The sequence below is a fragment of the Mesobacillus selenatarsenatis SF-1 genome, from assembly GCF_000813125.1.
Taxonomy (GTDB): Bacteria; Bacillota; Bacilli; order Bacillales; family Cytobacillaceae; genus Mesobacillus; species Mesobacillus selenatarsenatis.
In genome coordinates, this window is sequence record NZ_BASE01000063.1 from 1 (window position 1) to 12,466 (window position 12,466).

Consider the following 12,466-nt stretch of genomic DNA (forward strand, 5'->3'; position numbering starts at 1 on the left):
GACTAATGATACCCTTATGCAAGCATCTCCTCCTCTATAAGGGTACCTTTCTTGACTAATAGTAATCCACATTGAAATTATTTTATAATTTCCTAGTAAAATAAAAAATCCGCCCATTTCCGGGCGGATTTTTCAGTCTTCTTCAGGATAGGTTACGTATTTGTCTGGTTCTTGCCTGATTTGATCAAGCATGACTTCAATCAGGTCACGTGGGAAGCGGTATTCTTTAGGATTACCTTCCTGCACGACAGTGACATAATACATTAGTGCGTCCCGTTTTAATTCTTTTGATTCAACATCATGTTCTTCGGCAAGAATTTGATCAAATAACTGTGTAGTTTCTTGAGCTGCTGTATCTTCTGGCCGAGCGTCGCTGACAATTTTGATTGTAAGCCAATTATAAATTGCATCTTGGAGTGATTTCATATCGCCAACTCCTATTTGACATTTGCTTCTGCTTTTTTATGCTGTCGCAGCCTGAGCTTATAGATGATCAGGATGAGTGCAGCCACCACAAGTCCTTCCGTGATGGGAAGGAAAATAGCAAGGAAGGTAAGGACTGTAGAGCCAAGCAATAGAAACGCATAGATGATGATACTTTTTAGCAACGGCAGCTTCTGGGCAAATCCGAGCTTATAAACAAGGATGCTCAATGCGGCAATCGTTAGATATAGCATCCACATGCCAACCGTCGGGTTCTCATCAACCCTGAAAAGCGCTGCAAAAAATGATAATCTCTGGCTTACATCCATACTTCTTCCCCCTACTTAATTAAGCTTCAGCGAATTTTTTCTTTTTCGCCTGTCTTTCACGCTCATTCTTATCAAGAATCTTTTTACGGAGCCTGATTGATTCTGGAGTAACTTCGCAATACTCATCATCGTTCAAGTATTCTAAAGATTCTTCCAGAGTCATGATTCTTGGCTTCTTGATGACAGATGTCTGGTCCTTATTAGCAGAACGAATATTCGTCGCTGCCTTTACCTTCGTGATATTAACGGTAATATCATTTTCACGAGTGTGCTCACCAACAATCATGCCCTCATAAATTTCAGTTCCTGGCTCAACGAAAATCGTTCCGCGGTCTTCTACCTGCATGATACCATAAGTAGATGCCTTTCCTGATTCCATTGATACTAGAACACCTTGACGGCGTCCGCCTACCTGGCCTTGAAGCATTGGCTGGTAGCTGTCGAATGTATGGTTAATGATACCATATCCGCGAGTCAATGTTAAAAATTCTGTTGTGTAACCGATAAGTCCGCGTGCCGGTACATTGAAAATCAATCGAACCTGTCCGCTTCCATTGTTGATCATATCGAGCATTTCACCTTTACGTGCACCGATCGATTCCATGACAGATCCTGTATGTTCTTCAGGAACATCGATTTGAACGCGTTCAACCGGCTCAGATCTTACTCCATCAATTTCTCTTACGATAACTTCAGGTTTTGACACTTGAAGCTCATAGCCTTCACGACGCATGTTTTCGATTAGGATAGACAAGTGCAATTCTCCACGTCCTGAAACGATCCAGGCATCAGGTGAATCCGTATTGTCAACTCTAAGACTAACGTCCGTTTGCAGCTGCGCGCGAAGTCTTTCTTCAATTTTCCTAGAAGTGAGGTATTTACCCTCACGGCCTGCGAATGGACTGTTGTTGACTAGGAATGTCATTTGAAGTGTAGGCTCATCGATTCGTAGAACCGGAAGTGGATCCTGATTGTCGAATGGACACACTGTTTCACCGACATTGATATCTTCCATTCCGGAAACCGCAATTAGGTCACCAGCTTGTGCTTCCTGGATTTCCTGGCGCTTCAGTCCGAAGAAACCAAAAATCTTCGTTACACGGAATTGTTTTACTGAGCCATCAAGCTTCATCAATGCTACCTGTTGGCCAACCTTCATTGTACCGCGGAAAACACGGCCAATTCCGATTCTGCCCACATAGTCGTTGTAATCAAGAAGGGCAACCTGGAATTGAAGAGGCTCTTCTCTGTTATCAATCGGTGCTGGAATATGGTCGATGATGGATTCATACAGCGCCTGCATGTTTTCATCCTGCTTTTCAGGATCCATGCTTGCAGTACCGTTGATTGCAGATGCATAAACAACTGGGAATTCAAGCTGGTCCTCATCTGCACCAAGTTCGATGAACAAGTCAAGGACTTCATCAACAACTTCACTAGGACGAGCAAAGTCTCTGTCAATCTTATTAACAACAACAATTGGTGTTAAATGCTGTTCAAGAGCTTTCTTCAAAACAAAGCGCGTTTGCGGCATGCAGCCTTCATATGCATCGACAACAAGCAATACGCCGTCAACCATTTTCATGATACGCTCAACTTCGCCGCCAAAGTCAGCGTGTCCAGGAGTATCAAGAATATTAATACGCTTATCATTGTAAGCAATAGCTGTATTTTTCGCGAGGATCGTAATTCCTCGTTCTCTTTCCAAATCGTTTGAATCCATTGCACGCTCTTCCACATGCTCATTTATACGGAATGTGCCTGATTGCTTCAGAAGCTGGTCGACCAATGTCGTTTTACCGTGGTCAACGTGGGCAATGATCGCTATATTTCTAATATCTTCTCTTAATTTCAAAAAAGTCACCCTGCCTTTAATATCATAATTTATCTATTGGCTTTTTACACAACTTACATATTATAACACAATAAGAGTGGAAACCTATAGGCATTTTAATGTACAATTAAATATATTATTATTTGCACCAAATGTCGAATGGGGGATTCACCTTGAATCAGATAAAATGGCCATTATTATTTTTCGCATTTGCAGCAGCTTCATGCATGATTGGTATTGGAATCGCCATTGGTGAAAGAAGTGTTGCCGGTACGTTCGCCTGTATTATCGCATTGGTATTCGTAATGGGATTCGGTTTTAAGAAAAAAAAGAAGATGAGAGAAGCAGGAGAGCTTTAATTCAATTAAAGTCCAAGTGCTTTAATCAACCACTAGCAAGTACAATTTAATAATAAAACCGGCTGGATTTCATTTCAGCCGGTCATTCGAGGGGGCGGACCATGATCAAATAGGTTTCGCCCTTATTTTCTTCTGTTTTGAATTGTTCAAAGCCGCAGTCTGTAAGGAAGTTGGACCACTCGTATTCATCGAATGGAACAGCGGCAAAAAGTGCCTTTTGCCCATTCAGTTTAAATTCGTCGGAGAGATGGTTCATAATCGCTGATGCGATTCCTTGCCGTCTTTCCTCCGCTTTTACCAATATTGTACCTAGCCATGGCTTTTGGTTGGAAGGGGCGGATTCCACATGAAAAGAAATTGCCACAAGCCTTCCTGTCGTTTCCCAAACTCTCCATTCACCAGACAAGCCATCATATTGCTCAATGTATTCTTCTGTGGACAAACCCTGCAACTCATTTTTACTCCACTTTGAACTCGTAGATATAAGGTCCTCAAAAAAAGGCAGATCTGAGCTTTTAAACTGCCGCCAAGTTAAAATTACCATTTTCCATCCTTAAGATAATTCTTCAGGATATCACCGTGCAGGCCGGGCTTTGAAACAAATAATGAATTCTGCTGGAGCATATCCAGCTCTTCTCCCCGCAGGTCAGTAGTTACTCCACCAAGTTCCTTTATAATGATGATACCAGCTGCAATATCCCATGGTGCAAGTCTTGGGGTCAGATAAGCATCGATTCTCCCCGTTGCCACGTACACCATTTCCATGGCTGCTGAACCATAGGACCGAGTCCCTCTCACGTCTTTGACAAGGGGAATGAGCAGTTCGTGATCTATCCGTTTATTAGGAGATACCCAGACTGCATTGAGAGCAATAACTGCCTCACTCACCTTTGCTTCAGTAAGTTTCGGAATAGATACTTCGTTCAAATAAGCTCCTTGGCCTTTTACACAATGATAGAGTTCGTCATGGACGACATCATAGATAAGACCAATCATTCCTTCCCCATCAACATAAATGCCGATTGAAATGGCGAAATTCCGCTGTTGGTGGACAAAGTTCATTGTTCCATCGATTGGATCGATAATCCACACGACCCCTGTTAAAGATTTCACTTCATCTCCATACCCTTCCTCACCCATGATTCGATGATCCGGATAAGTACCTTTGATTTTCTCGATAAAATATTGCTCTGTCTCTTTATCTATATCTGTAACCAGGTCATTAGGATTGGATTTTGAAGTAACATTTAAAGTCTTTGGAAAAGAAGCCCTGATATTTTCACCAGCCTCTTTGACCCAGCTTTTCGCGTATGTATAAATTTCTTTTAGATTATGTTCCATTCAGCTTTCCCCCGTTTCATATATTTTCACGTTCACTCAAGCTTTTGGAATCTATATTAGCTTATAGGATTAGCTTCGTTTTCATCAAGTATTAGGATTCCCCTTGTCATCTCCATAACATGCAAAAGTCCTTAAGAAGTTAATGACCATATAGAAGCTTTTCATGCCCTTTGTCACTAGGACATAAGAAACGAACTCCATCAACATTACAGGAGTTCGTCAAGTGTCTCGATTTCTGCAGTTTTCGATAATTCTCACCATCATATAATACCTTATTCTTTCGTAAAACTTAGCTATTATAGAGCTTTTAAACGTAATAATTCTTGTCGAATTCGTTCGAGTTTTTGTTTACATTCTTTCATTTTCGATTTATCGGCATCTGTCATTGCGTCAAAAAGGGTGGCTAATTCGTAATCCATCTCCAAACGTAGTACAGCTGTTCTTTGGAGCTCACCATTTTTCTTCCTTGTTGAATTTATAAGTTGTTTCATTAATTTACACTCCTCTATTAATTTCTGTTTTTTATTATTGTATGAATTTCCTTTTGGCTGTGGTACAAATTTGTGCGTATACCTAGGACTCAAAAAATGCCTGTCGCTTCTTTTTTTATAAAGATTTTGCTACAATATTTGACAAAGTACTAGGAGGTTTTTATATTGTCATTTTCAGGATTTGAACAAGCAGATTTCGATGTTTTTAAAATAGACGGTCTCGACGAAAGAATGGATGCCTTAAAATCCCAGATACGCCCTAAGCTGGAAGACCTCGGCCGGCACTTCGCTCCCACGCTTTCAAGCATTGCCGGTGATGAGATGCATTACCATGTTGCAAAACATGCCCGGAGAACGAAGAATCCGCCTAAAGACACGTGGGTAGCTTTCGCCAGTAATTCAAGAGGCTATAAGATGCTGCCTCATTTCCAGATTGGTTTGTGGGAAACCCATGTCTTTATCTGGTTTGCTGTTATTTACGAAGCACCTGAGAAAGAAGCAATCGGTAAAAAACTTGAAGAGAACATCCATTCCATCTACACACGCATTCCTAAGGACTTCTATTGGTCAATCGATCATATGAAGCCTGAAGCCAGGGTTCACAGTGAGCTTTCCAAGGAAGACCTTCTCTCAATGTTCAAGCGCCTTCAAACCGTTAAAAAAGCTGAAATCCTATGTGGTCTTAACATTCCTCGTGAGGAAGCCGTCAAACTAAGCGGTGAAGAAATGCTTTCAAAAATTGAGTTTGTATTTAAAGAAATATTACCCCTATATAAATTGGCATAAACCATGAAATGCGTAGGCGAACGCCCATTTTCGACAATCGCTAAGCAACCTGACAGCGAACTCGCTCGATGATCTCACTGCCTGGTCGAAACCTCACACTTTCCGAAGAAAAACATAAATAAAGAGCCCATTTTGCATGGGCTCTTTCTCCATTATTATATGAACCTTATTTTTTCCTTTTCTGAACTACTTTAATCTTTTCACCTGACCCGGTTTCTTTGATTGCTTTTACTGCCTGGTACGGTACGTAGCCACTCTCATCTTCAAATTCATTGAAAAGTGTTTTTTCCTGAGCTTTTCCTGGTACGATTTCTTTAAAGCGCCTGTAAGCGTTAAGCAATGAATCCCGATCGATTCCTTTTTCATATGCTTTTTCAATACATTCGTAAAAGTGGATGACATCAACAATTTCATCTGTGGACCATGTGTAGTCAATTGGATATTGGTATTCCATTATTTCACCTGCTTTTTGTGCAATGACAGGAACCTTCTGCTCCAGTGCATTCCTTGTTTGTTAATCGATTTTACCGTTATTTATTTTAGAGCGCAAGGAAATCGCAGGTTCATCTTCCCCATTTCGTTCTTATTTCTTCAGCTTCGTTGATTATTCTGGCAAATAGCTCAGCTACTGTAGGAGAATCCTTAATTAATCCCATCACCTGGCCTGCCCATCCGAACCCATTTTCATCATCACCTTCATAGATATACTTACGGTTTGCTGTTCCGCTGATCAGCTCTTTTAATTCTTCATAACCCCCGCCATGTTTCTCAATTTCGAGGATCTTTTGCGTCAATGGGTTGGCAATCGCTCTTGCTGGCATCCCGAGGGATCTTTTTATTACAGTAGTATCATTTTCGGTACCTTCAACAAGCTTTTGCTTGTACAGCTCATTCGCATGGACGCATTCTTGAGTAGCGATGAAGCGGGTTCCCATTTCAATGCCCTGAGCCCCAAGACTCAATGCCGCCATTAGTCCTCGACCATCTCCAATTCCTCCCGAAGCGATTACAGGTATGTTAACAGCATCAACAACGGATGGAATGAGCACCATCGTTCCGATATCGCTCTTTCCTAGATGTCCGCCACCTTCCTGGCCGACAACCATGACTGCGTCCGCTCCCAACTCCTCTGCTTTCTGCGCCTGCCTTTTCGCAGCAACAAGAACAAGCTTTTTAATATTTGTTCCTTTTAGCTGTTCAAAAATCGGTGACGGGTTTCCACCCGTCATCGAAATAACAGGAACTTCTTCTTCAATAGCTACATCCAGATAATGCGAAAACGGCCGGCCATGCTGGCCAATCGCAAAATTGACTCCGAACGGCTTGTCAGTCAGCTTTCTCACTTTATGTATTTCATTCCTTAGCGCATCAGGATCAGGAAGGGACATTGCCGTTATCTGGCCTAATCCCCCAGCATTCGAAACAGCTGCGGCCAATTCTGAATAAGCCAGATAAGCAAGACCTCCCTGGACAATTGGGTATTGTATACCTAAAAGATTCGTTACATCAGTATTCCAGTTCATACTCTCTCTCCCTCTCATGCTTGTTTCGATATAACTTCTATTTTCACTGCTGTTTTTCCTGTTTCTTAAATTTATTGATTAAGGACTTTCTTGATATTCTGAATTTCTTTGCAAACACCTTGATTAATGCTATAATGCTTGTGTTTTATTTTTTTAAAAGCAAAACCTAATCATAACCCTATAAATAAGGAAATCTAATACAATAAAGAGGTGTGATCATCAATTGTCACAAAAAGAGACACCGTTGTTTACCAGCCTATTAAAACACGCAAAAAATAATCCGATTCAGTTCCATATTCCAGGTCATAAAAAAGGAAGCGGGATTGACCCGGAGTTCAGAGAATTCATTGGTGATAATGCACTTTCTATCGATTTGATCAATATCGGGCCCCTTGATGACCTGCATTCTCCTAAAGGCATCATCAAACAGGCTCAGGAGCTGGCCGCTGAAGCATTTGGTGCTGATCATACTTTCTTTTCAGTACAGGGAACAAGCGGCGCTATCATGACCATGATCATGACAGTCTGTGGACCTGGAGATAAGATCATCGTACCGAGAAACGTGCATAAATCGATTATGTCCGCAATCGTTTTTTCCGGTGCCATTCCAATCTTCATCCACCCTGAGATAGATAAGAAGCTCGGAATTTCACACGGAATTTCAACTGATTCAGTTGAGAAGGCGCTTGAGCAACATCCAGATGCAAAAGGTCTGCTTGTAATCAATCCAACTTATTTCGGCTTTGCAGCTGACCTGAAAAAAATTGTTGAGATAGCCCATTCTTACGATGTCCCAGTTCTTGTGGATGAAGCCCATGGTGTCCATATCCACTTCCATGAAGACCTGCCGCTTTCAGCTATGCAAGCAGGTGCGGACATGGCGGCAACTAGCGTCCATAAGCTTGGAGGATCAATGACTCAAAGCTCGATCCTAAATGTAAAAGAAGGTTTGGTATCGTCAAAGCGCGTTCAATCAATCATCAGCATGCTGACGACTACCTCTACTTCTTACCTCTTGCTCGCATCATTGGATACCGCGAGAAGAAGACTTTCTATTGAAGGCAGAGACATCATCGACCGTACCATTAATTTAGCACAATGGATCCGGGGACAGGTCAACGACATCGAGCATCTTTATTGCCCGGGAGAAGACTTGCTGGGAACGAACGCTACTTACGACTTTGATCCAACAAAAGTACTAATAAGCATAAAGGATTTAAATATTACTGGCTATGAGGTTGAAAATTGGCTTCGCGAGAAATATAATATCGAAGTTGAACTTTCAGACTTGTACAATATCCTTTGCATCATCACCCCTGGTGACACTCAAAAAGAAGCTGAGATTCTAGTTCAGGCATTACGTGAACTTTCAAAAGAATTCCACCATCTTGCTGAGAAAGTGCATGCAGAAGTTATGCTTCCTGACATTCCGTTATTGGCGTTGACACCTCGGGATGCGTTCTACGCGGATACTGAAGTAGTCCCTGTTAAGGAATCGGAAGGACGTATCATTGCAGAATTCGTTATGGTGTATCCACCTGGGATTCCAATTTTCATTCCTGGAGAAATCATCACCAAAGAAAACCTTATATATATCAAGACCAATATGGAAGCCGGTCTTCCAGTACAAGGCCCAGAAGATGATGAACTTAAATCATTCCGGGTAATCAAGGAACACAAAGCAATCAGATAAGAAATGCGCAAGCGCCTTGTTCAGCCCCGACAAGCGCTGGAGGTCTGACCACTGAAGTCGTTCTTTGACTTCATTGGGCAGACCGAAGCGACTCGAGGGGCTAGGCGCTGAAGCTAGACAATTCTCGAAGTGAAAATTAAAACTTCCTTATCTTGTAAAAAAGAAGGGCATGCAGCATGCATGCCCTTTTATCTATTCTTATCTTTCCTCTGCACCTTCATGGTCGCAGCAGTTACATTTTTTTGAATATAATACCGTTACTTTCTCATCTTCGAAATGGTCAATTGTTGCATTGCAAGTTTGACAGACGATTGTGCCCATATTTTCAAACTCCTTTTCGTTTTGAATTTTGAAAGCGCTTTATCAATTTCTAATTATATAATAATATAACACTATTAAGATTTCAAGCCTAAACTGTATAACACTTTTATTTTTATTAGGTATTTTTTGTTATATGTACCCACAATATATGTATTATTAACAATTAGTATGACATTTTTAACGAAAAGTAAAATGATTTATTATTCTTTCCTCAAGGCTCATTTCTCAAACTTTGTTGCTATTGAATACAATATTGGAGTGTATCACCTATATTCCTTCGAAAAGTTGACGCTTCTTATGAGAAAAGAGCATACAATCTTAATACCGACCTGCAAAATGGATATATATTACGTTCAAATCGGCTTTAGGATTTTAACAACAATATATACGAAAACAGCCTTCCTCAATTAATTACAAACTAAAAACAGGCCTACTTGGCCTGCTCTTCTCCCCAGCTTATTCATATTGAGTCTGGAACGGGGCTGTCGGCAATTCTTCATTGAAAAATAATGCAAGGTCCTCAGCCTGCCGGACTTCTGTAATATGGAATGCTTTCTGTAAATATTCTACGTCTTCAATGTCCTTAGGGTCGAGGAGTGCTGAACGCCCCGTCTGCATGCAAACTACAAGAGGTTTCCCGAAAAACATATTGGTATACACGATCCCAAAGTCATAACGAGTATCATAAGTAGTGAACCCCACAAACCTGACGTGAACCTTTTCGTGCTCATCATAAAGCTTATCGAATAGTTCCATGTGCCTCCTCCTTTTTAATTAAATATTTAGAATATTATTATAATTTATTTTTGACAAAAAGGCAAGTGCATAAGAAGCTAAAAAGCTTTTATTCTATTGTCAATGCTTTTTCAGGAGTGATAAAATGATGAGGAATAGATAGGAAAAGGGGATTGGACGATGTCTAGTAATGCTTATATCAAACTTGTTCCATCATCATCTCAGCAAGCCATTTCCACTGAGGATCTGAAGGATTTATTTAATTACTATAAGGAAATAACCGCTAAAACAGGCGACCAGGTTGATTGGAATTACGAAAATTCCGCATTTCCTTATGATCTCAAGGAAAAAGAGGATGGAAAAGGCACATGGTTTTATCTGCACTCATCCCAAGACCGCTATAATGCAATTCTAATCGGCGTTGATAAAGAAACGGTTGCCGACGAAGACGGGACAGAACGCGAGCAATCATACATACAAATTACCCTGCCGCCGACAGCAACTGCTGGCGATAAGGGAAAAGCAAATGAATTCAGTAAATTTATCGGTAAAAAATTACAGGGAGAGCTCCATTTATTCAATGGAAGGGTTATGTACTTCTATCCACGTAAATAAAGTATTTCCATTTGAACTTTCGGAAACCCGTCCACCAAATACCATGAGAAGAAATTTTTAAACACCAAAAACGGCTGCTATTGAGCAGCCGTTTCTTTGTTTGCTGGAGTTTCGATTTGAGTTGGATCAACGATCTTATACCCTTTATTTTGCAGGCCTTTTACGATATCACCAAGGGCCGCGCTTGTCCATTGCCGGTCATGCATCAGCAAATTCGCGCCATTCCGGAGCAATGGTGTATTAACCATAATATCCGCGAGAGCTTCCTTTGATTGATAATCCTTTTCCCAGTCATATCCGTAGGTCCAATTCATAAGCAGCATTTTTTCATCAGCAGCTACCTGCTTGCTATAATCAGTATTCATTCCAAACGGAGCCCTGAAAAATTTCGGCCTTTCGCCAATGAGTTCCTCGACCCTGTCATTAAGGTCTACTATTTCTTTCCTTTGTTGTTCCTCTGATAAATCTCTCAACGATTTATGGTTATATGTATGGTTTCCAATCGGAAAGCCCATTTGATGAATCTGTTTCAGGACTTCCCCTTCTTCAGGAGTGTCAAGGAAATGGCCATTCACAAAAAAGATGGCTTTTACATTCAAATCTTTTAACGTTTTGGCCATCTCGAGAGCATTTTTGTCTGGCGCGTCGTCAATTGTCAATAAAACTATTTGTTCATCAGGGTTATCGATATTTTGGATAGAAAAATCGCTCTTCATTTCATACTGAGGTGCTGCTTGTATTACTTCTTCGCTCTGTGAAACATCTTCAGAAGAGTCCTCAGCTGTTACAGTACCTTCTGTTTCTGGCTTTTCTTCTGCGGCTTTTTCCTCTTTTTGGACTTGTTCTGTATCTTCTTTACTTGTACCGGTTGGCTTCTGCGCTTCTTCTGCGGCTCCACATCCAGCCAAAATAATCGAAGCTGAAATCGCTAATAATAACGTTCTTTTCAAGACTTTCCCCTCCTGCTAGTAACTCTTTGCTGGCAAAGCTGATGGATAAACTGTTTTTTACTGCTCGGTATAATAAGGAAATCTAGATAGAAGAAATAATAGACATTGTCATATGAAACGATACATAAATGGCAAGGCTCAAGACCGTTATGAAAAAGGTTTTTCTCGCCGATTTCACTATAGTATTGCCTATTATTATTGCTAAATAGAAAAACACCAAGAACATAATACCATTATAAATCGGATGATCATGTTTGGATAGCCATTCTATTAAGGTATATCCACTCCAGATAATTAATTGAAGCAACAATACTGTATACACCTTCAAACATTCCACCACCATGTCTAAATTATCTTTTTCCCAAGTCACGGTAAGATAAACATTCAGATCTTTTTACTAGTATATGTCCGGTTGGTGCGGATATTTTTCATTTATGTAACAATTCAATAACATTCCATTCTTTTGGAAATTGCTGTGATAGAATATGGACAACCAGTTACTCGTGTGAAACAATAATCCGAAAAAAAGTGAGGCAAAGATAAATGAAAAGTTTGTCTTTTGTTTTTGTCGCTACGTTCCTATTTCTTACGGCTTCATGCAACCCAGTCAACGATTCAGATCAATTAGAGCTAAATAAAGATATAAAACAAGTCGTTTTCTTTTCCGATGATGAGAACTATAAACAAGAAGCATCCTATTATGATGCTATTATTGAATTAAAGAAAGAATATCCTGCCGAATTTGATAAAATTGTCGTCATTTCCGCAGCAAACGCCAATAGATACTATGACCTTTTTAAGGTAAAACAGTTCCCGGCAATCCTGGTCGTCCATCAGGACCAAGTACTTGCCAATGTGAATGGCAATGTAACAAAGGATCAGATTATCGAACCTCTTTCAGCTGTCTTGAATAATGAATAAGGCTCTCGTTTCGAATGCAGTATTAGTTAGTGAGCAGGAAGAATATGAGCCCCGAAGCCCTTCATTATGAGGTTTGTAACTTTCATACTATGTAATAATCGAAACCAGCCAAAACATAAAAAAATCCTTTCCTGATGGAAAGGAT

The 12,466-nt window shown here is 40.5% G+C and carries 16 protein-coding genes; 5 read left to right on the top strand and 11 right to left on the bottom strand.

Features of this window, described 5'->3' with window-relative positions; translation table 11 throughout:
* Positions 1-132 precede the first annotated feature (132 nt).
* Genes TY49_RS13020 through typA form a run of 3 tightly spaced genes read right to left on the bottom strand, consistent with a single transcriptional unit; the run spans position 133 to position 2,607 of the window.
* On the bottom strand, positions 133-426 hold the full coding sequence (locus tag TY49_RS13020; protein ID WP_041966351.1) for a hypothetical protein: 294 nt from the start codon (positions 424-426) through the stop codon (positions 133-135).
* Positions 427-437: 11 nt separating this feature from the next.
* Positions 438-752 carry a YlaH-like family protein gene (locus TY49_RS13025; RefSeq protein WP_041966352.1) on the bottom strand — a complete coding sequence of 105 codons (315 nt, stop codon included), beginning with the start codon at positions 750-752 and terminating at the stop codon, positions 438-440.
* Between the two features lie 19 nt (positions 753-771).
* The gene (gene typA / locus TY49_RS13030) at positions 772-2,607 is read right to left on the bottom strand and encodes a translational GTPase TypA (RefSeq protein ID WP_041966353.1); all 1,836 of its coding nucleotides are present in this window, start codon (positions 2,605-2,607) and stop codon (positions 772-774) included.
* A gap of 152 nt (positions 2,608-2,759) precedes the next feature.
* Between typA and TY49_RS13035 the strand changes: the two genes are divergently transcribed.
* Positions 2,760-2,945 carry a YlaF family protein gene (locus TY49_RS13035; protein WP_023615059.1) on the top strand — a complete coding sequence of 62 codons (186 nt, stop codon included), beginning with the start codon at positions 2,760-2,762 and terminating at the stop codon, positions 2,943-2,945.
* 82 nt (positions 2,946-3,027) lie between these two features.
* Here the strand turns inward: TY49_RS13035 and TY49_RS13040 are convergent, their stop codons facing one another.
* The 3 genes from TY49_RS13040 to TY49_RS13050 all read right to left on the bottom strand — a co-directional run bounded on the left by TY49_RS13040 (position 3,028) and on the right by TY49_RS13050 (position 4,777).
* Complete coding sequence (locus tag TY49_RS13040) at positions 3,028-3,489, bottom strand: GNAT family N-acetyltransferase (RefSeq protein WP_041966354.1); 462 nt, start codon at positions 3,487-3,489, stop codon at positions 3,028-3,030.
* Positions 3,483-4,286, bottom strand: a complete 804-nt coding sequence (locus tag TY49_RS13045; RefSeq protein ID WP_041966355.1) for an inositol monophosphatase family protein — start codon at positions 4,284-4,286, stop codon at positions 3,483-3,485. Before TY49_RS13045 ends, TY49_RS13040 begins: the two co-directional genes overlap by 7 nt.
* A 296-nt stretch (positions 4,287-4,582) precedes the next feature.
* Positions 4,583-4,777: a YkzI domain-containing protein gene (locus tag TY49_RS13050; protein WP_041966356.1), complete on the bottom strand. Its 195-nt coding sequence runs from the start codon at positions 4,775-4,777 to the stop codon at positions 4,583-4,585.
* Between the two features lie 165 nt (positions 4,778-4,942).
* Here TY49_RS13050 and TY49_RS13055 point away from each other — a divergent pair, with 165 nt between their 5' ends.
* Positions 4,943-5,563, top strand: a complete 621-nt coding sequence (locus tag TY49_RS13055) for a YktB family protein (protein WP_041966357.1) — start codon at positions 4,943-4,945, stop codon at positions 5,561-5,563.
* A gap of 166 nt (positions 5,564-5,729) precedes the next feature.
* On the opposite strand, the gene TY49_RS13060 is transcribed toward TY49_RS13055, so the two are convergent.
* Both TY49_RS13060 and TY49_RS13065 read right to left on the bottom strand, forming a co-directional pair.
* Positions 5,730-6,017, bottom strand: a complete 288-nt coding sequence (locus tag TY49_RS13060) for a UPF0223 family protein (RefSeq protein ID WP_041966358.1) — start codon at positions 6,015-6,017, stop codon at positions 5,730-5,732.
* Between the two features lie 109 nt (positions 6,018-6,126).
* Positions 6,127-7,086, bottom strand: a complete 960-nt coding sequence (locus tag TY49_RS13065; RefSeq protein WP_041966359.1) for an NAD(P)H-dependent flavin oxidoreductase — start codon at positions 7,084-7,086, stop codon at positions 6,127-6,129.
* 223 nt (positions 7,087-7,309) lie between these two features.
* On the opposite strand from TY49_RS13065, the gene TY49_RS13070 reads away from it, so the two are divergent.
* A complete protein-coding gene (locus tag TY49_RS13070; RefSeq protein ID WP_041966360.1) occupies positions 7,310-8,779 on the top strand; it encodes an aminotransferase class I/II-fold pyridoxal phosphate-dependent enzyme in 1,470 nt (489 codons plus the stop codon).
* Between the two features lie 198 nt (positions 8,780-8,977).
* Here the strand turns inward: TY49_RS13070 and TY49_RS13075 are convergent, their stop codons facing one another.
* The gene (locus TY49_RS13075) at positions 8,978-9,100 is read right to left on the bottom strand and encodes a GapA-binding peptide SR1P (protein ID WP_023615067.1); all 123 of its coding nucleotides are present in this window, start codon (positions 9,098-9,100) and stop codon (positions 8,978-8,980) included.
* A gap of 456 nt (positions 9,101-9,556) precedes the next feature.
* Positions 9,557-9,856 (bottom strand): DUF3055 domain-containing protein, encoded by a 300-nt coding sequence (locus TY49_RS13080; RefSeq protein ID WP_041966361.1) that lies wholly within the window; start codon positions 9,854-9,856, stop codon positions 9,557-9,559.
* A gap of 159 nt (positions 9,857-10,015) precedes the next feature.
* Here TY49_RS13080 and TY49_RS13085 point away from each other — a divergent pair, with 159 nt between their 5' ends.
* A complete protein-coding gene (locus tag TY49_RS13085; protein WP_041966362.1) occupies positions 10,016-10,450 on the top strand; it encodes a DUF1885 family protein in 435 nt (144 codons plus the stop codon).
* A gap of 77 nt (positions 10,451-10,527) precedes the next feature.
* Here the strand turns inward: TY49_RS13085 and TY49_RS13090 are convergent, their stop codons facing one another.
* Positions 10,528-11,400 carry a polysaccharide deacetylase family protein gene (locus TY49_RS13090; RefSeq protein WP_041966363.1) on the bottom strand — a complete coding sequence of 291 codons (873 nt, stop codon included), beginning with the start codon at positions 11,398-11,400 and terminating at the stop codon, positions 10,528-10,530.
* Between the two features lie 543 nt (positions 11,401-11,943).
* Between TY49_RS13090 and TY49_RS13100 the strand changes: the two genes are divergently transcribed.
* Positions 11,944-12,321, top strand: a complete 378-nt coding sequence (locus TY49_RS13100) for a hypothetical protein (RefSeq protein ID WP_084135468.1) — start codon at positions 11,944-11,946, stop codon at positions 12,319-12,321.
* The last annotated feature ends 145 nt before the right edge of the window (positions 12,322-12,466 follow it).

Bases quoted from the DNA above. Each gene is read 5' to 3' on its own strand.
- TY49_RS13020 (WP_041966351.1), bottom strand. From the start codon at position 426: ATGAAATCACTCCAAGATGCAATTTATAATTGGCTTACAATCAAAATT.
- TY49_RS13025 (WP_041966352.1), bottom strand. From the start codon at position 752: ATGGATGTAAGCCAGAGATTATCATTTTTTGCAGCGCTTTTCAGGGTT.
- TY49_RS13040 (WP_041966354.1), bottom strand. From the start codon at position 3,489: ATGGTAATTTTAACTTGGCGGCAGTTTAAAAGCTCAGATCTGCCTTTT.
- TY49_RS13045 (WP_041966355.1), bottom strand. From the start codon at position 4,286: ATGGAACATAATCTAAAAGAAATTTATACATACGCGAAAAGCTGGGTC.
- TY49_RS13050 (WP_041966356.1), bottom strand. From the start codon at position 4,777: ATGAAACAACTTATAAATTCAACAAGGAAGAAAAATGGTGAGCTCCAA.
- TY49_RS13060 (WP_041966358.1), bottom strand. From the start codon at position 6,017: ATGGAATACCAATATCCAATTGACTACACATGGTCCACAGATGAAATT.
- TY49_RS13065 (WP_041966359.1), bottom strand. From the start codon at position 7,086: ATGAACTGGAATACTGATGTAACGAATCTTTTAGGTATACAATACCCA.
- TY49_RS13075 (WP_023615067.1), bottom strand. From the start codon at position 9,100: ATGGGCACAATCGTCTGTCAAACTTGCAATGCAACAATTGACCATTTC.
- TY49_RS13080 (WP_041966361.1), bottom strand. From the start codon at position 9,856: ATGGAACTATTCGATAAGCTTTATGATGAGCACGAAAAGGTTCACGTC.
- TY49_RS13085 (WP_041966362.1), top strand. From the start codon at position 10,016: ATGTCTAGTAATGCTTATATCAAACTTGTTCCATCATCATCTCAGCAA.
- TY49_RS13100 (WP_084135468.1), top strand. From the start codon at position 11,944: ATGAAAAGTTTGTCTTTTGTTTTTGTCGCTACGTTCCTATTTCTTACG.